Below are 18,818 nucleotides of genomic sequence, written 5' to 3' on the forward strand. Positions count from 1 at the left end.
ATCACAATTGGAATTCAGGTGTTCGAACGATCAGGCCATCCCACGCTTTTGAGGCCACCATCTGGCACGACAACCGAGACGTGGGTTCACGCTCGGGGTTCATAGCCAGCATCTCCTCCTCGTTGGCACCGGACAGACCCACCTCTCCTGACCACTGCGGGTCGACGATCACATGGCAGGTGCCACAGGCCGTTTCGCCCCCACAGTCTCCATCGATCCCCGGCACAGCATTGTCGGTTGCAATCTGCATCAACGATCGACCTTCGACCAAGCCCGCCTCGTGCTTCCCACCATCGTGGGCGACGAAAGTTACAACTGCCATGTCAACTCCTCAATTTTCTTCGCGATTGATAACAGTGTCGCCGCAAACGTGAATGGCGGCCATGTTCCGTAGAGTCAAAAACTTGTGAATTCGGGTCAGACGGTTCGCCCCAGAGATCCGACCTGAGTCCACTCCAGATGTGGAGTGCGACAACTCTGCGCTCCGCACGAAGGCATCGAGCGGCTGGGCTCCTGTTTCGAAATGCGCGCTCACCAAGTACTTCTTTCACCGCGAAGCCGTCTCACCGGCGACCAGATGGCCATTTCGGATCTCGACGATAGGCAATCTCAGCCCACCCGGAGCGTCCACCGGAACAACGGGCGAGTTGGGGGCGATGGGATCGAGCCGCTGATACGGAAGCCCCTGTGCCGGACGAAGATCGAGCTCGCCCTTGTTCGGCCACAATGCGGCGGACCGCTCGGCCTGCGCGCTGATGGTCAGCGACGGATTGACCCCGAGGTTCGCCGACACAGCCGCCCCGTCCACCACGCTCAGCGTCGGGTATCCGTGGACGCGGTGGTACGGATCGATGACGCCGTGCGCCGAATCCGAGGCAATGGCGCACCCCCCGAGGAAGTGCGCGGTGAGCGGGATGTTGAACAGCTCTCCCCAGGTGCCTCCAGCGACGCCGCCGATCTTCTTGGCGATGCGCCGGGTGGCGTCGTTGCCCTCGGGGATCCACGTCGGATTCGGCTCGCCGTGGCCCTGCCTGCTGGAAATCTTGCGGCCGAACGGCCCACGCTTGGTGAATGTGGTGATCGAGTTGTCGAGGTTCTGCATCACCAGCGCGATGATGGTGCGCTCGCTCCAGTGCCGGACATTGACGACGCGAACGAACTGAACCGGGTGTGCGATCAACGCGAACACGAACTTGAGCCAACGCGGGATCTTTCCGCCGCCGTCGGTCATCAGGGTCTGCAGCATTCCCATCGCGTTCGAGCCCTTGCCGTAGCGGCACGGTTCGATGTGCGTGTTGGGGCTGGGGTGGAACGAGGACGTGATGGCCACTCCGCGCGTGAGGTCCATGTTCGGATCGACCGCAAGCTTGGCCGCTCCGACGATCGACTCGGAGTTGGTGCGAGTCAGTTCGCCGAGTGTGTCCGACAGCTTGGGCAGCGCGCCCGTGTCTTTCATCTTGTGCAGCAAATTCTGGGTGCCCCAGGTGCCCGCGGCCAACACGACATTGGCTGCGCTGTACGTCTTCTTGCCCTTGCGGAGCCGAGCGCCGGTGCGCTCGGTGTCGACGTCCCAGGTGCCGTCGGATCGCGGAACGAGACCGGTCACGGTCGTCATCGGCACGATCTCGGCTCCCGCGCGCTCGGCCAGGCCGAGGTAGTTCTTCAGCAGGGTGTTCTTGGCTCCGTGGCGGCAACCGGTCATGCACTCACCGCATTCGATGCATCCGGTGCGCTCGGGACCTGCACCGCCGAAGTACGGGTCCGGGACGGTCTTGCCGGGCTCGTCTCCGAAGAACACTCCCACCGGCGTCTGAATGAAGGTGTCGGCGACGCCCATGTCCTCGGCCACCGACTTCATGACCTCGTCGGCCGGGGTCATGTGTGGGTTGCGCACCACGCCCAGCATGCGGGTGGCCTGGTCGTAGAACGGAGAGAGCTCACTGCTCCAGTCGGTGATGTGCGCCCACTGCTTGTCCTCGAAGAACGGTGCCTGCGGCTTGTAGAGAGTATTGGCGTAATTCAGGGATCCACCGCCCACTCCGGCACCGGCGAGGATGAGGCAATCGCGCAGCAGGTGCACACGCTGGATTCCGTACAGACCCAGCTTCGGTGCCCACAGGAAACGCTTGAGATCCCAGCTGTTCTTCGCGAAGTCCTTGTCCTCGAAGCGTTGCCCGGCCTCGAGGATCCCGACGCGGTACCCCTTCTCCACCAGCCGCAGCGCGGTGACACTTCCGCCGAAGCCCGAACCGACGATCAAGACGTCGTAATCGATTGAACTGCTCGGTGGCGTCGCCATGGCGTCTCCTTCTGGTTCTTCAAACCGGATAACTGCTCCTCGCCCCAGGGGCCGGGACCCAGCGCGAGAGTGCGCCCCCTCGACGGTGAGACCAAAGCCGACCGCCTGCCTACCCGGGCACACTACTATACAGACGATGACTTTTTGTCCAATTAATTGACAGATGCAGCCTGCGTGTACAGATACTAGTGGTGCAGCTCATTAACCACAAGCCGCTGACGCTTCCGTCACCGGCGAGCCGAACCGAAAGGAGCCGGTGCGTCAGAAGCCAGCAAGGAGGGCTCTGACGAGAAGCCGAGGTGCACAGGCGGCGGGGCAAGCCCCGAGATCGACAAGGTAGATCCGCAGCGATCGTCACCGAAATGGCGCGCCGCTCCAGAATTGAACTACCAGGATAGGTATGACACTAAAATGATATCGACTCATTTGATGGAAACACTTGTGGACGAGATGGAGGACAGAAAGGCAGAGTTGACGGAGAATATCTCTTCATTCATAAGTGCATCAATCCATGAAATGAACGGCAATGCAGACGCAACCGGACTTCTACACACCAGCGTGAAAGCCAACATCAATGCGGCTATCGACTTCCTGGCCGACAGGACTGAGCACGACAACTTGCGAGCTCCGCATGCCGCCCTGTGCCATGCTCGCGTTCTCGCACACACGCATGTCCCGCTGACGGCGCTCGCGCGCGCTTATCACCTGGGCCAATCGAGATTTCTTGAGCATGTCCTGTTCTCGCTCTCGCGTGCTACGCACACGTTGGCCGCGAATCAACTTGCGCATCTGGTCAGCAGGTCTGCCGTCTTCATAGACCGCGTGTGTCAGGACGCATGTTCAGAATACGAAGCGGAGAAATCGAAGATACGTGAAGAAAATAGTTCTGTAAACACGGAACTCGAACGCGCAATGTCGACATCATGCACAGATTCTTTGGGCGCATACAAAATCGATTCATATTACAATCTCACAGGAAACCATATTGCCATTGAGTTTTGGACGAATGACCGGGAACCATTCCCGAGAAAGTCCTGGCACCAGCTCGTAGATACCGTTGGCGTCAGACTCGGTACGATCGGTCGACCGCAAGTCAACAGTAAAGGCGATGCCCGATCCCTGGTTTGGTTTCCGATAATTCACGCCGGAAGGATTTGCCTTGAAAGCGTTACAGACGTTCTTCAGAAGTACGGCCGAATTCGAGCAGCAATTGGAACCGTGCAGAGTGGTGAAAATGGTTTTCGGAAGACAGCCAGGCAGGCAGAGCGCGCGGCCCGCGTAGTTTCGGACGGCAAGGTCGACATCAGTCCGGTGGTAACTTTCGAGGAAGTTGCAGCCATCACTCTTCTGCTCGAAGATCCGGAAATCCTAAGGGATCTAGCGGAAGACTCACTCGGAGGCTTGCTTCTGGACAGTGCGCGGAACCGCAGGCTCCGCGAGACCTTACGAGTCTACCTAGCAAACAACTGTAGCGTTACCGCGACCGCTCACGATATGACGATCCATCGAAACACGGTCAAATACCGCATCCGACAAGCAGCGAAAGAGTGCGGTTGCAAGCTGGACGATGCCGGCATCCTCATGAACCTCAGGATTGCGCTGGATGCCGCGTGGTGGACACCCAGCACAGTACTCAAGTTACCCATACCGCTCGGCTCAGCAGACGCACGGTTGACGGTTTGAGCAGGGTGGCTGCGACCCGGCTCAAACCTTCCAGGTTTCCAGCGTCACGTTCGTCAGACTCCATTGCCATGCTGATTCACGATTGTTGCTATCAGAATATCGAATGCCGCATTCGGTGAAAGCGACTTGATTCGGTCATTCATATCCATTTCTTTGCCCTCGATTCCTTCACCTGTCGCAATGTTCGCCGCATTTGATTCGACAGATCCTTCGGACGTCTCCAAGATTCGACCGGCCCACACTCCGACTGGCGAAGGATCAGTAGCAAGATACTGCTCGCAGTCGGTCAGTATATGACATTTCATGCAAGAGTCTGCTGCAGTTTTATGACGCGCAGCTCGCTGAGCAACCGTCTCGTAGGGTGGATCGGATTCGTAGTCCCACAGTTCGGGCTCCCCCTGGCAGGGTGTGACCAGCACCCGACCACGAACTGCGAGACGGTCCAATGCTCGATTCAAGGTTGATTCCTTTAAGTACGGGAGCGAACTCGATACGACCTAGTTGTACGATAGCTATTCCTCATGTGTCAAAGAGGGAAGGATGATTTGTGCATAAAGAACAAGGACTCCTTGCGACTTTGGCCAACTTGGACATATCACAGAACGGTGCCGATCCAGTACGATCGACACCACGACGACGGCCCCTTCAGGCCTCCATGGCTGCAGTGGAAATCGAGGTATCGTGCTGGATTTTGCATTCTTCACATTGACACCGCTCCTACTGTTCATGTTGGCACCCTCGTGGAATCCGTTGACCTACCACGGTGCGCGAGTCGGATCGAACGCCGAAATATTCGCGACGTGAAAATCAGCCAGATGTAGGTCGAGCTACGCAGACGAGGGGTGTGCGTAGCCGACCTCTGCAATGGAGAGCTTTTCTGACGCCACACGCCGGCAGTTGTGCCGAATTGCATGCTCTGCGTTCGCTGCACGCCGCTCGGGAAACCTACCGAAAGAACAGATGAGTTCTTCGTAGGTGTTCGGCTCACCGCTGCGCCTGGTTCGTTCGCCCGCAGATAACGCCAATGGTCGCATCGCTGGCAGCATCGACGCGCTGGCGACAGCGACATCATCTCCCACCACCAATGTCCGAACGCGCCTAGACTTCTATTCATGAGTTCCGTCCACACTGCGCGCCCTGATGGTGGCTACCGGACAGCGGCAAGCACTCTCCTTCGTGCGACCGCGTTAGACGCATTGAGCGCTCTCCTGCTGCGGCAGAGCTGGAAGTCCGTGACCATGTCCGAGGTCGCGAAGGAAGCCGGTTTGTCTCGACAGACCATCTATAACGAGTTCGGGTCCCGGCGCGGTGTGGCGGAGAGCTACGCGATACGACTGACCGATCAGCTGGTCAGTGTGGTGGACGATGGCCTCTACACTTGCGTTGGTGATATCAGATTGGCGCTCGGCCGAGGCTTGGCTGCGTTTTTCGCCGTCTCCGAACGTGACCCATTGGTCAGATCGCTACGAGAAGAAGACGCATCCGCAGACCTCCTGCGGCTCATTACTGTTCACAGCACCCAGCTTGTCGAGCGAGCCGCAGATCACCTCTCTGCCACATTTCAGCGATGCTGGGTGCAAGCCCCGAAACGCCAAGCCGATATCCTGAGCACGTCCATCGTTCAGATGGCCTTGGCGTATGTCTCACGGCCCCCGACTGACGCAGCCCAGACCGCCACCGATATCGCAGACCTACTCGCTCCGTACATCGAGGGGTTCCAAGATTTTCAAGCCAATCCAGAGTTGAGCAAGACGACTCGATTCGGTCGACCGTAGCGACAGCGGTGTAGCGCCGCTAGCGTCGGTGTCACGCAATATTCCCATTCTCAAGACAAACGAACTTCCGGACAAGAATCCGTCCAGCTTGCCACCACCTCAGTTCCTGGCGTGATCGACGAAAGTGTCGTCGCAAACGTGGGTGACGGCTATGTTCGGTGGAGTCATAAACTTGTGAATTCGGGTCAAAGGAATCACCGTGAAGCTGAGCGACGAGGGCGTGCCACCGCTTGCGTTCGTGCAACTGCTCGAACGCCGCGCACTCGACCCTGACGCCGCCGCGCGCCTTCGTGCAATCATGCACCGCGAAGGAACCAGTGAAGCGACGCTCATTCAGCATGACGTCCAGGCACCGATACGGTGGTTTCGGGAGGTCTATCCCGAACTCGATATCGCCCACGCCACTCGACTCGGACTTGCGTTTGCCGAGCAGGCCCAGTTGACATCGTTCGGGCCCCTGAGTTCACCTTTGATCAGCGCTGGTTCGGTCGCCGAGATCGTCGATCTCCTGACATACCTGCCATTGATCTCCACGGCGTTGAAATCGCAGTTCCACACTGGCGACTACGGTCTGATCGTCGGGCTCACTGCGCACACAGGCGATTCCGCACTGGACTGCTTGGTCATCACCTACGGCGGGTCGGCGTTATTACGACTGCTGGACATGCTCGCCGGTGACATATCGCCGGTGACACTCCATCTGAGCTGGCCGGAGCCGACCGAGGTGAGCCACGACAAAGGTCCGGGGGCGAATCGCCGGTTCTTCGACGCTCCGATTTCCTTCGTCCACGTACCCGAGGACACACTAAACAAGGCTTGTCGGTTCTCGGACCCTCTCGCATATCGACTCGCTATCACTGATCTGCAGCGGACACTCGCCCAGCGGAGTGGGTCCATGTCATCCGCCGAGAAGGTGAGGCAACTGTTGGAAAAGGACCTCGGACAGCGAACCAACCATGATGTTGCACAAGCATTGTCGATGTCGAGCAGCACGTTGAAACGGCGGCTTGCCGAAGAAGGAACCACCTACAGCAAGGTCCGCCACACGCTGCTGTACGAACGCGCGATGCTACGGCTCCTCGATCGCTCGGTTTCGGTCAGCGAGATCGCTTCCGAACTCGGATACAGCGACCTCGCCAACTTCTCTCATGCCTTCAAACGCTGGACCGGGCGCTCTCCGAAAGATTTCCGAAACCCACGACTCTCGGACGACCCGGATTCGACGTAGACCACAGACGGGGTCAGATCGATGCCTCGTTCGTTCGCGGCCTGGTCGATCTTCATCTCGGAGATGTCGGAGACGTCACCGCCTCCCTGCCGTGAGAAGAAGAGTGTGTGCAAACCCGAGTACCAACCACTTGTCACTCGACGGTGTCGGCCGGCACGCGTGCGGTCTCCGATTCGAGAAAGTCGACGAGAGCTTCCAACAGGCTGTCCGCGCGGGTTTCGACATCGGCGAGGACGGAGTCCACTTCGTCGAGAAGACCGTGGGCGTGTCTACGCGCAAGCGTTCCGCGTTCGTAGTAGCCGGGGTCGAGTAGGACCCGCGGTACTGGATCCGGTGCCGCGATCTGCTCCGGATGTTGTGACCGCGCAGTGGGCTGCAGGTGGGTGGGTGCCCGTCCGTCCAGGTGCATTCGCACGATGCCCGCTACCGCACGGGCGGTCAGCGGGGTCGCAGCCAACGGGGTGTGGCCCCACCGGTCGATAGGAGTCGACAGCGGCTGTCGATCGGCCGGATCGAAATACCGGTCGTATCCGCCGAGCCCGGTACCGTCCACGGCATCGAGAGCGTCGGCGAGCATTCGGGTGCTCGCATACCGGGTCTGATGGCCGAGCACCTCACACCAGCGCTGGAACACCGTGCGCGGAGAAATGCCCGTCCCCGCCAGCGCGAGGGAGGTGAGGGTACGAACGCCGCGGCCTGTCTCGACGCGAAAGGCGTCGAGACCCGCATCGGCGGTGACATCGCATGCCCGCAGGGCCGCGATCTGCGTGTACGGCATCCGCAGGTGCCCCAAATCCTCAATGGACGACTCGGCGGGTTCTTCGCCACTTCCTGTCTATGCGGTCATCGCCTCACCATTCCTCGATGTCGCTGAAGACCGGCGTGGCGGTGCCGCCGTCCGCTCGAGGCTCCACCGGCGGGTGGATCGCCGGGATCGGTGCACACGCGGCGGCACCGGTGAGATGCATGCGGCGGGCACGGTTGCGCCGGGCTTTGCGGGTGGCTTTCTGCGAGCGGTCGGTGACCTCGCGCATCTGCTCGATCATCGAAAACAGAGCGCTCTCATCGACGTTCGACCGACCTTGTTCGCGGAGACGGGCGATAGCAGCTCGGTGCTCCCACAGTGTCACCGCGGGATGTGACATCGTCCGGTACGGCACCTCGACATAGCCGGCACCGTCTGGTTCGAGGACCCAGATTCTGCTCAAATCGCGTGGGTCACGTCGTATCACGAACCGCCCCAAATCCTCTCGCCGCGCAACCCACGGTTTGAGCGCGTTCGAGAAGTAGTGCACGTGATCGAGAACGAAGCCCGTCCGCGTCAGACGTCGCCGGATGACGGGAAGAAAGTCCACCAAGAACGCGGTTTCGCCGAGCACCACACGAGGGGCATGACCAACTGCGGCGACCCCACCGGCCCACACGGCGGCCGGAGTGTTCCCGATCCCTGCGTGAACGCTCGCGTGATACGAGGCTATAGCCAGGACCAGCCAACGCTCCAACTCACGCAATGTCAACGCCGCGTGCTTGTCCGAGTCGTAACTTCCTCGGTCCGCTGGGTTCGAGAAGGTGGTCCCAGGCAGCTCGTGCACCGCCGTCATCGCCGTTCCGATGATGCGTTCGACGATCCCGCCGTAGTGCGGTCGGCCCGGAGGACGGTACTCGAGGGTGATGGCGTGCTGGGCGCATCCGCGGCGCAGCGCTTCGCTTTTGAACTCGGAGGCGTTGTCGAGATACAACTGCTTCGGCTTCCCCGCCATCGGCCACTGCACCTGCTCCGCCAGCTCGCATGCCTCCAGCCACGTCTGCTTCCCGCAGCACACGCGGCCCAGGCACAACCCGACCGATATCGACGACGGCGGCTCCAGAGTGACGACGAACCCGAGTACGGAACGGCTGAAGACATCAACGGCGATCGTCAGGTAGGGGCGGCCGATCGGTTACCGCTCTTACTCGTCAACGACCATCAGATCGACGACGGTGTGGTCGATCTGGACCTGATCGAGAATCCCCGAAACCGTCGGTGGAACGTCGCCGGCGGACTGACGTGGGCGGGCGGCATCGGGTCCTCCGCCTGACCTGGCCACCGATGCCGGAGGGAGCGCGGCGATACGCGCAGTGACGGTATTTCTGGCCGGCACCGGCAAACCCGCGCGATGACACGCCAGTGCTATACGTCGGTGCAGCGCAGCGACACTCAGCTTCTGGCGGTGAAGAAAATAGCGGGTGAGATGATCGCCGATCACTTCCTCGACCTCAGCCGCTACTCGGCTGCGGCCACGCCCTCCCGACGAGACCTTCGTCAGAAGATCGGTGACTGTCCCCGTCCCGTTCCTGAGCCTGCCGACCAACGTGTAGACCTGCCGCCTGGACAATCCCAACCGTTGCGCGGCATCGTCGACCGCTTCCGAACGCACCGAATGCATCTCCAGCAAGGGAGCCAGGACAGCGAAACGGGCCTCGGCCTGGGACCACCGCTCCCCCGACGCTGTCAGCACACCGGTCTCCACGACGTCGAGCTTGTCGGGGTCCACCACAAGCCTCCCTGTCACCGAGAGCCGAACGTGCGACCGTGCACCGCACTTCTGACATCAGAATGTCAGAAGACACGTGCACTCACCCTCGAAACGCCTGCAAAGAGTGCAGCCGTCTTCTGAAGTTGACACCTCGGGACAAACAGGGTCGTTCGACGGTCTAGTCGACGTTCATGACTGCCGTGCAGCCCCACCCCCTACTGCAACCCGTACGCGACCCCAGCGGCGGCGACGCGGCAGCGGCGTGGGCGGCGATCGTGCGCGAGGAACCGCGGTATCCGCGAGTGTCGGTATCGGCGAACGTTCGTATCCCGATGAGCGACGGCACAGCGCTGCGCGCGTACGTCGTCCGCCCCGCCGACGCATCGGGTAAGGCGGTGACGGGGAGTTTTCCCACCGTCCTGAATCTGACGCCGTACAACAAGCTGCTGATCAAGAGCATCGACACGATCCTCGAGACCCCTGTTCTCGGTCGTGCGATCAGAGCCTTCTCGTCCGCGTTCGACCTCACCGGAACCCGTTTCGACGGCATCACCGAGATCACCCGAGTGGTTGCAGGCGGGGCGGCGGACCTGCTGTCGGTCAACCGGCACCTCGTCCGCAGCGGGTACGTTCAGATGATCGTCGATGTCCGCGGCACCGGCAGTTCCTCGGGCACCTGGGACGTGCTGGGCACCCGCGAACAACTCGATTCCCTCGAGGTGATCGACTGGGCCCGACGCCAGTACTGGTGCAACGGCAGGGTGGGAATGGCCGGCATCTCGTACTCGGCGATCAATGCGCTGCAGGCCGCAGCCAAGCAACCCGCCGGGCTCGACGCGATCTTCGCCGTCGAGGGCTCGGTGGACATCGTCCGCGAGATCTTCGCAACCGGAGGGGCCACCTCGGCGTTCATCCCGCTGTGGCTCACCGCCGTCAACGCATTGAAGTGGGCACCGGCCATCGGCGGCATCGACACGTTCACCTGGCTCCGCGATCGCACCCTGTCCCCCGCCACCAACCTGTTCGATCTGGCCAAAGGCTTTGTCACAGGACGAGATTCACGAATCTACGACGACGAGTACTACGACACCATCGACGCCGCCATCGAGGACATCGCGGTGCCGACATTCTTGTACGGCTGCTGGCACGACATCTTCGGCGGCTCCGCCCCCGACATCTACAACCGGCTGTCCCTCGAACGCGGATCGAAGCAGTTGCTCGTCGGTGACGGGTACCACGGCAACCCCGGAATCGGGTTCGGCGAACCGGGCTTTCCACCGCGTCTCGATATGCTCGAGCGAGCCTGGTTCGACAAGTGGCTACGCGACATCGACAACGGAATCGAGAACTACGGCCCCGTCACGTTGCGTCAACAGGGCGGCAATTGGACTGCGCACGGCCGCTTTCCGGCTCCGCGGGCGCAACCACGCAGGCTGTACCTGTCGGCGACGCCCTCAGGAACGGCAGCCCACGCCGTAGCCGACGGCAGCCTCACGACCGAACCGGCCACGTCCCGCGACATCCTGACGGTGCGGCCCTCGTTGCGGGCCGTCGTCTCGCGTGACACCACCCAGGTACTCGCCGGCGTGACGGCAGTGTTGGGGGGCGGATTCACCTACGACAACCGGTTCGCCGAAGGTGCCGCAGTCACCTTCACCACCGGTCCGGCCGAGTCGGACGCCGTTCTGTCCGGTCCGATGAATCTGCATCTTCGAGTGGTCTGCCACGCACGGGAAGCGTTGTGGGCCATCATGATCTGCGACGTCGCTCCCGACGGGACCTCGACGGTGCTCAGCAACGGCGCTCTTCTGGCCTCGCGTCGAGCCGTGGACGACGAACGTTCCTTGTTCGCGCCGAACGGCGACTACACCCGGCCCTACCACCCGCTCACCGAAGCGGCGCTGCTTCCGGTACCCATCGGCGAACCCATCGTTCTCGATATCGACATTCTCACCACCGAGGCCGTCATCGCCACTGGCCACCGACTCCGGGTCGACGTATTCGCCACCGACACACCACGGTTCATCCCGATCTTGCCGGACCTACTGCGCACTCGACTACGCAAACAGGACATCAGCATCGACCCGGAAAGCCCGAGCTACCTGGTGGTGCCCATACTCGGTGAGCCGGGCTGGTAGGAACGACATCATGAGAATCGAACAAGGCATCGCGCCGGCGAACTCCGTCGAGATCGCGTACGAGGACATGGGTTCGGTCGATGACCCTGCGGTCCTGCTGATCATGGGCCTGTCCGCGCAATTGACGTTGTGGCCCATGGATTTCTGTACCCGCCTCGTCGATGCGGGATACCGAGTGATCCGCATCGACAACCGCGACATCGGACTGTCCACGAAGATGACCGGGCAAAAGGTGCGGGGATCCCAGATCCTCCGAATGATCCGACACGAGCTCGGGATGTCTTCCGACGTGCCCTACACGATCGTCGACATGGCCGCCGACGCCGTAGGAGTACTCGATCACCTCGGCATCGATACCGTGCACGTCGTCGGTGCATCGATGGGAGGCATGATCACTCAGGTCTTCGCCGGTAGTTACCCCGAACGAACCGAATCGGTGGGCATTCTCTTCTCGAGCACCAACGAGCCGTTCCTGCCTCCGCCGGACCCACGCGCCCTGCTGCCCCTGCTCGGTGGCGTCGGGAAGGACGCCACGAAAGAGGAAATCATCGCGCATTCGGCAAAGACGTTGTCCACCATCGGCTCTCCCGGCTTCCGCACTCCGCTCGAGGAACAACTGGAGATCGCGCAGGTGATGTACGAGCGGAACTACAACCCCTCGGGCGTCGTGCGGCAGATGGCTGCGATCACCGGCACCGGCAGCCTGCGGCCGTACGCGAAGAAGATCACCGCGCCGACGACCGTCATTCACGGGACCGCCGACAGACTGGTCCGACCGTCGTGCGGCAAGGCCATCGCCCGCGCCGTTCCCGGTGCCGAGCTGACGCTGATAGACGGCATGGCCCACGACCTACCCGCCGCGTTGCTCGACCGCATCAGCGGCATCGTCCTGGCCAACTTCGCTCGCGCGAACGCGGCCTAGATCCTCGGCAAGACCCTACGACGAAGGCCGGCCTCCCTGGGGAGACCGGCCTTCGTTCGCAGATACGAAATTACGCGTTCGCGTCGTCCTCGAGGAGGTTGCGCGTGCGGTTCGGATCGACCTGGACGCCGGGTCCGGTGGTGGTCGAGACGGTGACCTTCTTGACGTAACGACCCTTGGCCGACGACGGCTTCGCACGCAGGATCTCGTCCAGCGCTGCGCCGTAGTTCTCCACCAGCTTGGTCTCGTCGAACGAGGCCTTACCGATGACGAAGTGCAGGTTGGCCTGCTTGTCGACGCGGAAGTTGATCTTGCCGCCCTTGATGTCGTTGACGGCCTTGGTCACATCGTTGGTGACCGTGCCCGTCTTCGGGTTCGGCATCAGGCCACGCGGTCCGAGGACACGGGCAATGCGGCCGACCTTGGCCATCTGATCGGGGGTGGCGATCGCGGCGTCGAAGTCCAGGAAACCGCCCTGGATGCGCTCGATCAGATCTTCTGCTCCGACGACGTCGGCTCCTGCTGCCTCGGCCTCTGCAGCCTTCTCACCAGCGGCGAAAACAATAACCCGAGCGGTCTTGCCGGTGCCGTGGGGAAGGTTGACGGTGCCGCGCACCATCTGATCCGCCTTGCGGGGATCGACGCCGAGTCGCACTGCAACCTCGACGGTGGGGTCGAACTTGCTCGACGCGGTCTCCTTGGCCAACTTGGCGGCTTCGAGAGGAGAGTAGAGATTGTCCTGGTCGATCTTTGCGGCCTGCTCGAGGTAGGCCTTGCTGCGCTTTGCCATGTCTTGCTGTCCTTCGTTCGAGTTCAGTGTGGTTGACGAGCCTGGCCGGCTCTCCCACGTGTACTTCGGTTACTGCAGAGAGCTGGTAATCAGCCTTCGACCGTGATGCCCATCGAGCGAGCAGTGCCGGCGATGATCTTCGCGGCCTGATCGATGTCGTTGGCGTTGAGGTCTTCCTGCTTGGTCTTGGCGATCTCGCGCACCTGATCCATGGTCACCTTGGCGACCTTGGTCTTGTGCGGCTCGCCGGAGCCCTTTGCCACGCCTGCAGCCTTGAGCAGCAGCTTGGCAGCGGGAGGAGTCTTGAGCTTGAAGTCGAACGTGCGGTCTTCGTAGACCGAGATCTCGACCGGCACGACGTTGCCGCGCTGCGACTCGGTCGCGGCGTTGTACGCCTTGCAGAACTCCATGATGTTGACGCCGTGCTGGCCCAATGCGGGGCCGACGGGCGGTGCCGGGTTGGCGGCACCGGCCTGGATCTGAAGCTTGATGATCCCGGCTAGCTTCTTCTTCTTCGGGGGCATTTCTTTTTCCTTGTATTCGCTCGGGTTTCTTGCGGTTGCTACTGCAAGTCTGTGCGCGCGGCTTCTAGATCTTGGAGACCTGGGTGAAGCCGAGCTCGACCGGGGTTTCACGGCCGAAGATCGATACCAACACCTTGAGCTTCTGCTGCTCTGCGTTGACCTCGCTGATGCTGGCGGGGAGAGTCGCGAACGGGCCGTCCATGACGGTGACCGACTCGCCGACCTCGAAGTCGACCTCGATGGTCGGCTTCGACGTGGTGTCGCCGCTCTGGTCGCTTGCGCCTGCGGTCGCTTTCGCGTCCTTCTTGGCACCTTCCTGCGGCATGAGGAACTTGACGACTTCGTTGATGGTCAACGGTGACGGACGCGACGTCGCACCGACGAATCCGGTGACGCCGGGGGTGTTGCGCACCGCGCCCCAGGACTCGTCGTTGAGTTCCATGCGGACCAGGATGTAGCCGGGCAGAACCTTGCGGTTGACCTGCTTGCGCTGGCCGTTCTTGATCTCGGTGACCTCTTCGGTGGGAACTTCCACCTGGAAGATGTAGTCGCCGACGTCGAGGTTCTGCACACGGGTCTCGAGGTTGGCCTTGACCTTGTTCTCGTATCCGGCGTACGAGTGGATGACGTACCAGTCGCCGGGAGCGCGACGCAGAGCCGCCTTCATCTCGGCGACGGGATCCTCGGGCTCGGCTGTCACATCTACGTCGGCAGTCTCGCCGTCTTCGGCGGGGACGTCCTCACCGGCGGCAGCAGCAACATCGGCCTTGATGGCTTCGTCGGTCTCGCGGTCCTGAGCGGCCTGCTCCGCTTCGAGGCCCTGCTTGGTCGCCTCGACATCGGCGTCGAATGCGGCCACTTCGGTGGCGTCGTTGTGCGGCGTGCTCACGTCAGCACCCTTTCTCTAGTTTCCTGCTCGGTTCGATCGTCGATAGGTCACGCAGCTGCGATCGGTCAGCCGAACAGCCAGCCGACGCCCTGGATGAAGAGCACGTCGAGGCCACTGATGTACGCGACCATGAACGTCAGGAAGACGAGCACGACGCTGGTGTAGGTGACCATCTGCTTCTTGTTCGGCCAGATGACCTTGCGAAGCTCGGCGACGACCTCACGGAAGAACTGCAGCAGACGCAGGAACACGTTCGGCCGCTTGTCGGCTTTGACCTTGCCCGAACGAGTCCTACCGGTCTTGGCCTTCGCCGGCGCGGTGGATGCGGCCGGAGCCTTGGACATCGACACGCCCGAAGCGCTACCGCGGGACCTGCTGGTCGATCGCTTGCCGGTGGGCACCACGGCGTATGCAGCGGATTCACCGGCAGTGGTGTCAGCATCGGAAGGACGGCCCTCGGAGCCAGGTGCGACGTCGTCTGAAGCCGAAGAGTTCTCGAACTCCTCCGATCGACCGTCGCGCTTACCGCGCTCCTCGCTCACGTCGTTCCTCTCAGTTGCTGACACCTTGGGCAGGGGCGACAGGACTTGAACCTGCAACCTACGGTTTTGGAGACCGTTGCTCTACCAATTGAGCTACGCCCCTTCGGCCGAAACTTCTCGGCCGCTCTGGTGTCGATCCGACTCACACTCTCGAGCCCACGTCACCTCGGAAGGAGGACGCGGGCAGCGCAGAGCGCCGGATTACCCCAGAAATCTCAGTGTACTGCACACTCTTCGGAACAGATAAATCCCGTCGTCCCGGCCACGAACTACTTCTGCCGGATCGACATGCTCAGGCCAAACGTACCGTTGCGGTAGCTCGCCCGAAAATCTTCTTGCCCTCGAACTTCGCCACGATGGCAATCACGGCAGTTCGCTCCTCGGCGTCCATCGTCTTGATCTTGCCGGTGAACTCGACCTGCGCCGCCGAATCCACCGGGACGAACACCGAGCTGGTGAAGCGCACGTTGTACTCGGTGACCGCACCCGGATCGCCGAGCCATGACGTGACGAAGCCGGCACCGAGGCCCATCGTCAGCATGCCGTGCGCGATCACGTTGTCCAATCCGGCCAGCGCGACAACCTCGTCACTCCAGTGGATCGGGTTGGGATCGCCGGACACACCTGCGTAGTTCACCAGGTCGCCGCGGGTCAAGGACACGACTCGCTCGGGCAGCTCCTCGCCGACGGACACGTCGTCGAAACTACGAAGCGCCATGCCTGATCACTTCCTTGACCGCATGCGCGATGTTCTCGTCGATCTCCCCGCCGGTACGCGCCACGATGGTCGTCCACGTGGTCTGTACGAGATCGCCGTTCTGGTCGGTGATGATGTTCTTCGTGGTCATGATGTCGCTGCCGCTCATCTGCCGGAACGACTCGAGGTACACGTCGCAGAAGATTCGATCGCCGACCTGAATCGGGCGATGGAATTCCAGTCGTTGGTCGGTCTGCAGAATCTGGCTCGGGTCGTAACCGGTGATGACCTCTTGCAGCATCCGGGTCTGCGCACTGATCCCGAGCAGGGAAATAAAAGTCAAGGGCGCGAGGAGACCGTCGTAACCGAGGCCCTTCGCTGCGTCCTCGTCGTGATGCGCGGGATGAAAATCCTGGACGGCACGCGCGTATTCACGAACCTTCTCGCGGCCGACCTCGTAGAAGTCGTCGACGCGGAAATGAGAACCGACCATGGACGCCGCGTGTGCGGATGCATCCATGGTCGGGACATCGTGTGGAGCTTGTGACACGGAAAACCTTTTCTACCCTGGACGCAAGAGCCGTTAGGGGGAGAAAATTCGACCTAACGCCGGGCGCCGACTAGAGATCGGAACTGCGAACCAGCGAGCCGTGCAGTCTAGCGAGATTCGCGGTGAGCCCGGTGCGTTCCGCAGTTGGAGCAGAACTTCTTCAGCTCGATGCGGTCGGGGTCGTTCCGACGGTTCTTCTTGGTGATGTAGTTGCGGTGCTTGCAAACCTCGCAGGCCAAGGTGATCTTGGGCCGCACATCGGTGGAGGAGGCCACTGGACGCCTACTTTCGGGTAAATCTGATCTGGGTCAATCAGGACTGTTCATGGGTGCTACTGGTCGTGCTTGCCTACTGTGTAGCGGTGACCGGACTTGAACCGGCGACGCAACGATTATGAGTCGTTTGCTCTACCAACTGAGCTACACCGCCTCAGGTGCTCATCGTCTACCATCCCACGTGAGGAACTCGACGTCGAGCAATCCAATCCAGCGAGCCCCCTAACGGAATCGAACCGTTGACCTTTTCCTTACCATGGAAACGCTCTACCGACTGAGCTAAGGGGGCGGGATCAGTTCACGTGCATGCCGTGCGCTGAAGCCTCCAAGAGGTTACACATTCCGAGCGCCCAGTACCAAATTACGTGGTCAGCGACCCATGCATGTCCTCTTCACATGGAAACCCCAGCGAGAGAAACACTCGCCGGGGTTCCAGGTGTGGCAGATGTAGGATTCGAACCTACGTAGGCATAAGCCGACGGATTTACAGTCCGCTCCCATTGGCCGCTCGGGCAATCTGCCGTGCTGCGATCGAAGCTCGTACTGCTCTTCGGCGCGGTGAGAAGAATACAACGAACGTCCCCCCGGAACGCAAACCGGGTGGATACGGTCGGTAGCGGGCCGATAAAGTCCCTGCAGGATGTGGTCCGACACCATCGCCACATCAAATATTTCGATTCGACTGGAGAGTGTGAGAAGTGGCTGATTCGTCCTTCGACGTAGTGAGCAAAGTCGACCGCCAGGAAGTGGACAACGCTCTGGGACAGGCCGCGAAGGAGCTGGCGACCCGCTTCGACTTCCGCGGATCCGACACCAGCATCGAATGGTCCGGTAGCGGCGAGGCGGAGACCATCGTCATCACGTCCGAATCCGAGGAGAAGGTCAAAGCGGCCCTGGACGTGTTCAAAGAAAAGCTGATTCGACGCGACGTCTCGCTCAAGGCGTTCGAGACCAACGACCCTGCCGCGTCGGGCAAGGTCTACAAGGTCACCGGCAAGCTCGTCCAGGGCATCAGCACCGAGAACGCCAAGAAGATCTCCAAGAAGATCCGCGACGACGGCCCCAAGGGCGTCAAAGCGCAGATCCAGGGCGACGAGCTGCGCGTGAGCAGCAAGAAGCGCGACGACTTGCAAGCCATCCAGCAACTGCTCAAGAGCGAGGATTTCGGCATCGCACTGCAGTTCGTCAACTACCGATAGAGCGGCTTCTCTCCTGGGTCGTTCCGCAGGCTCGGCGTCAGTACGGCCGGTGGCCGGCCATCCGTTCGAGGCGCTCGATGCGGTCGGCCATCGGGGGGTGGGTGGCGAACAACTGCCCTGCCTTGTCGCCGATGCGGAACGGATTGGCGATCATCAGATGTGACTCCGCCGCCAACCGCGGCTCGGGCGGCAACGGTGCCAACTGCACCCCCTGCTCGAGCTTGCGGAGCGCCGACGCGAGGGCCAGCGGATCTCCGGTCAGCTCGGCTCCCGACTGATCTGCCTGGTACTCCCGCGAACGGGAGACGGCCAGCCGAACCAGGGTGGCCGCAATGGGCCCCAGCATCGACACCAGGAGCAGCGCGATCGGGTTCGGGCCTCCGTTGCCGCGTCCGCCGAAGATGTTGGCGAAAAAGGCCAGGTTGGCCAAGCCGGAGATGACAGCAGCCATCGCTCCCGCCACCGACGAGATCAGAATGTCTCGGTTGTAGACGTGCGAGAGTTCGTGACCGAGCACCGCGCGTAGTTCGCGCTCGTCGAGGATGCGCAGGATGCCCTCCGCAAGGCCATCTTCGCGCTGTTGAAGTACGCGTAACCGTTGACGCCGACTGCCAACACGATGGAGCCGATGAGAATGGTCGCGTTACCGAACAGCGAGCCGATGAAGACGATGAGCGCCGACATCCCGACCAGCAGGCCGAAAGTCTTCGCGCCGTTCGCGTAACCGTTCATGTCTGAAGGTGCCTCCTCGTACCGGGTGTTACTACCCGATTCAACGAAAGCACCCCGAC

General features: G+C 61.5%; 17 protein-coding genes, 4 tRNA genes and 2 pseudogenes. 6 read left to right on the forward strand and 17 right to left on the reverse strand.

Translation table 11 applies throughout. The features are described from left to right. Position 1: 1 nt before the first annotated feature. Positions 2-322, reverse strand: a complete 321-nt coding sequence (locus AYK61_RS24305; RefSeq protein ID WP_068046075.1) for a 2Fe-2S iron-sulfur cluster-binding protein — start codon at positions 320-322, stop codon at positions 2-4. Between the two features lie 225 nt (positions 323-547). Continuing rightward, complete coding sequence (locus tag AYK61_RS24310; protein ID WP_068046078.1) at positions 548-2,299, reverse strand: FAD-dependent oxidoreductase; 1,752 nt, start codon at positions 2,297-2,299, stop codon at positions 548-550. Between the two features lie 429 nt (positions 2,300-2,728). Here AYK61_RS24310 and AYK61_RS24315 point away from each other — a divergent pair, with 429 nt between their 5' ends. Continuing rightward, positions 2,729-3,982 carry a CdaR family transcriptional regulator gene (locus tag AYK61_RS24315; protein WP_183130532.1) on the forward strand — a complete coding sequence of 418 codons (1,254 nt, stop codon included), beginning with the start codon at positions 2,729-2,731 and terminating at the stop codon, positions 3,980-3,982. Between the two features lie 53 nt (positions 3,983-4,035). Here AYK61_RS24315 and AYK61_RS27110 read toward each other — a convergent pair whose 3' ends face one another. Then, positions 4,036-4,440: a hypothetical protein gene (locus AYK61_RS27110; protein ID WP_147458399.1), complete on the reverse strand. Its 405-nt coding sequence runs from the start codon at positions 4,438-4,440 to the stop codon at positions 4,036-4,038. A gap of 654 nt (positions 4,441-5,094) precedes the next feature. Between AYK61_RS27110 and AYK61_RS24320 the strand changes: the two genes are divergently transcribed. Together AYK61_RS24320 and AYK61_RS24325 are read left to right on the forward strand one after the other, a co-directional pair. Further along, a complete protein-coding gene (locus AYK61_RS24320; RefSeq protein ID WP_045840684.1) occupies positions 5,095-5,757 on the forward strand; it encodes a TetR family transcriptional regulator in 663 nt (220 codons plus the stop codon). 199 nt (positions 5,758-5,956) lie between these two features. Next, a complete protein-coding gene (locus AYK61_RS24325) occupies positions 5,957-6,985 on the forward strand; it encodes an AraC family transcriptional regulator (protein ID WP_068046087.1) in 1,029 nt (342 codons plus the stop codon). A gap of 133 nt (positions 6,986-7,118) precedes the next feature. Here the strand turns inward: AYK61_RS24325 and AYK61_RS24330 are convergent, their stop codons facing one another. Both AYK61_RS24330 and AYK61_RS28110 read right to left on the reverse strand, forming a co-directional pair. Further along, the gene (locus AYK61_RS24330) at positions 7,119-7,763 is read right to left on the reverse strand and encodes a hypothetical protein (protein WP_068046090.1); all 645 of its coding nucleotides are present in this window, start codon (positions 7,761-7,763) and stop codon (positions 7,119-7,121) included. 73 nt (positions 7,764-7,836) lie between these two features. Next, a pseudogene (locus AYK61_RS28110) lies at positions 7,837-9,519 on the reverse strand (Mu transposase C-terminal domain-containing protein). A 173-nt stretch (positions 9,520-9,692) separates the two neighbouring features. Between AYK61_RS28110 and AYK61_RS24340 the strand changes: the two are divergent. Further along, positions 9,693-11,639 carry a CocE/NonD family hydrolase gene (locus AYK61_RS24340; RefSeq protein WP_094665462.1) on the forward strand — a complete coding sequence of 649 codons (1,947 nt, stop codon included), beginning with the start codon at positions 9,693-9,695 and terminating at the stop codon, positions 11,637-11,639. 10 nt (positions 11,640-11,649) lie between these two features. Then, the gene (locus AYK61_RS24345; protein ID WP_057475224.1) at positions 11,650-12,561 is read left to right on the forward strand and encodes an alpha/beta fold hydrolase; all 912 of its coding nucleotides are present in this window, start codon (positions 11,650-11,652) and stop codon (positions 12,559-12,561) included. Between the two features lie 70 nt (positions 12,562-12,631). Here the strand turns inward: AYK61_RS24345 and rplA are convergent, their stop codons facing one another. The 11 genes from rplA to AYK61_RS24400 all read right to left on the reverse strand — a co-directional run bounded on the left by rplA (position 12,632) and on the right by AYK61_RS24400 (position 17,350). Next, positions 12,632-13,351, reverse strand: a complete 720-nt coding sequence (rplA, locus tag AYK61_RS24350) for a 50S ribosomal protein L1 (protein ID WP_027498276.1) — start codon at positions 13,349-13,351, stop codon at positions 12,632-12,634. An 89-nt stretch (positions 13,352-13,440) separates the two neighbouring features. Then, positions 13,441-13,875 (reverse strand): 50S ribosomal protein L11, encoded by a 435-nt coding sequence (rplK, locus tag AYK61_RS24355; RefSeq protein WP_008713829.1) that lies wholly within the window; start codon positions 13,873-13,875, stop codon positions 13,441-13,443. A gap of 64 nt (positions 13,876-13,939) precedes the next feature. After that, the gene (gene nusG, locus AYK61_RS24360; RefSeq protein ID WP_121873418.1) at positions 13,940-14,764 is read right to left on the reverse strand and encodes a transcription termination/antitermination protein NusG; all 825 of its coding nucleotides are present in this window, start codon (positions 14,762-14,764) and stop codon (positions 13,940-13,942) included. Positions 14,765-14,829: 65 nt separating this feature from the next. Beyond that, on the reverse strand, positions 14,830-15,306 hold the full coding sequence (secE, locus tag AYK61_RS24365) for a preprotein translocase subunit SecE (RefSeq protein WP_121873419.1): 477 nt from the start codon (positions 15,304-15,306) through the stop codon (positions 14,830-14,832). A gap of 30 nt (positions 15,307-15,336) precedes the next feature. Then, a tRNA-Trp gene (locus tag AYK61_RS24370) sits at positions 15,337-15,409 on the reverse strand. A gap of 189 nt (positions 15,410-15,598) precedes the next feature. Beyond that, on the reverse strand, positions 15,599-16,024 hold the full coding sequence (gene hadB, locus AYK61_RS24375; protein WP_121873420.1) for a (3R)-hydroxyacyl-ACP dehydratase subunit HadB: 426 nt from the start codon (positions 16,022-16,024) through the stop codon (positions 15,599-15,601). After that, the gene (gene hadA / locus AYK61_RS24380; protein ID WP_057475222.1) at positions 16,011-16,523 is read right to left on the reverse strand and encodes a (3R)-hydroxyacyl-ACP dehydratase subunit HadA; all 513 of its coding nucleotides are present in this window, start codon (positions 16,521-16,523) and stop codon (positions 16,011-16,013) included. Before hadA ends, hadB begins: the two co-directional genes overlap by 14 nt. 137 nt (positions 16,524-16,660) lie before the next feature. Further along, positions 16,661-16,828, reverse strand: coding sequence for a 50S ribosomal protein L33 (gene rpmG / locus AYK61_RS24385; RefSeq protein ID WP_027498281.1), 168 nt, complete (start codon positions 16,826-16,828; stop codon positions 16,661-16,663). Between the two features lie 81 nt (positions 16,829-16,909). Next, a tRNA-Met gene (locus AYK61_RS24390) sits at positions 16,910-16,982 on the reverse strand. Positions 16,983-17,044: 62 nt separating this feature from the next. Then, a tRNA-Thr gene (locus AYK61_RS24395) sits at positions 17,045-17,117 on the reverse strand. 150 nt (positions 17,118-17,267) lie between these two features. Continuing rightward, positions 17,268-17,350: transfer RNA gene (locus AYK61_RS24400), tRNA-Tyr, on the reverse strand. A 176-nt stretch (positions 17,351-17,526) separates the two neighbouring features. On the opposite strand from AYK61_RS24400, the gene AYK61_RS24405 reads away from it, so the two are divergent. Then, positions 17,527-18,027, forward strand: a complete 501-nt coding sequence (locus AYK61_RS24405; RefSeq protein WP_057475221.1) for a YajQ family cyclic di-GMP-binding protein — start codon at positions 17,527-17,529, stop codon at positions 18,025-18,027. Between the two features lie 37 nt (positions 18,028-18,064). Here the strand turns inward: AYK61_RS24405 and AYK61_RS24410 are convergent. Next, positions 18,065-18,759: pseudogene (locus tag AYK61_RS24410) on the reverse strand (M48 family metalloprotease). Positions 18,760-18,818: the final 59 nt, after the last annotated feature.

Source organism: Rhodococcus sp. SBT000017 (assembly GCF_003688915.1).
In the GTDB taxonomy this organism is placed as follows: Bacteria; Actinomycetota; Actinomycetes; order Mycobacteriales; family Mycobacteriaceae; genus Rhodococcoides.

Bases quoted from the DNA above. Each gene is read 5' to 3' on its own strand.
- AYK61_RS24305 (WP_068046075.1), bottom strand. From the start codon at position 322: ATGGCAGTTGTAACTTTCGTCGCCCACGATGGTGGGAAGCACGAGGCG.
- AYK61_RS24310 (WP_068046078.1), bottom strand. From the start codon at position 2,299: ATGGCGACGCCACCGAGCAGTTCAATCGATTACGACGTCTTGATCGTC.
- AYK61_RS24315 (WP_183130532.1), top strand. From the start codon at position 2,729: ATGGAAACACTTGTGGACGAGATGGAGGACAGAAAGGCAGAGTTGACG.
- AYK61_RS24320 (WP_045840684.1), top strand. From the start codon at position 5,095: ATGAGTTCCGTCCACACTGCGCGCCCTGATGGTGGCTACCGGACAGCG.
- AYK61_RS24330 (WP_068046090.1), bottom strand. From the start codon at position 7,763: ATGCCGTACACGCAGATCGCGGCCCTGCGGGCATGCGATGTCACCGCC.
- AYK61_RS24340 (WP_094665462.1), top strand. From the start codon at position 9,693: ATGACTGCCGTGCAGCCCCACCCCCTACTGCAACCCGTACGCGACCCC.
- AYK61_RS24345 (WP_057475224.1), top strand. From the start codon at position 11,650: ATGAGAATCGAACAAGGCATCGCGCCGGCGAACTCCGTCGAGATCGCG.
- rplA (WP_027498276.1), bottom strand. From the start codon at position 13,351: ATGGCAAAGCGCAGCAAGGCCTACCTCGAGCAGGCCGCAAAGATCGAC.
- rplK (WP_008713829.1), bottom strand. From the start codon at position 13,875: ATGCCCCCGAAGAAGAAGAAGCTAGCCGGGATCATCAAGCTTCAGATC.
- hadB (WP_121873420.1), bottom strand. From the start codon at position 16,024: ATGGCGCTTCGTAGTTTCGACGACGTGTCCGTCGGCGAGGAGCTGCCC.
- hadA (WP_057475222.1), bottom strand. From the start codon at position 16,523: ATGGATGCATCCGCACACGCGGCGTCCATGGTCGGTTCTCATTTCCGC.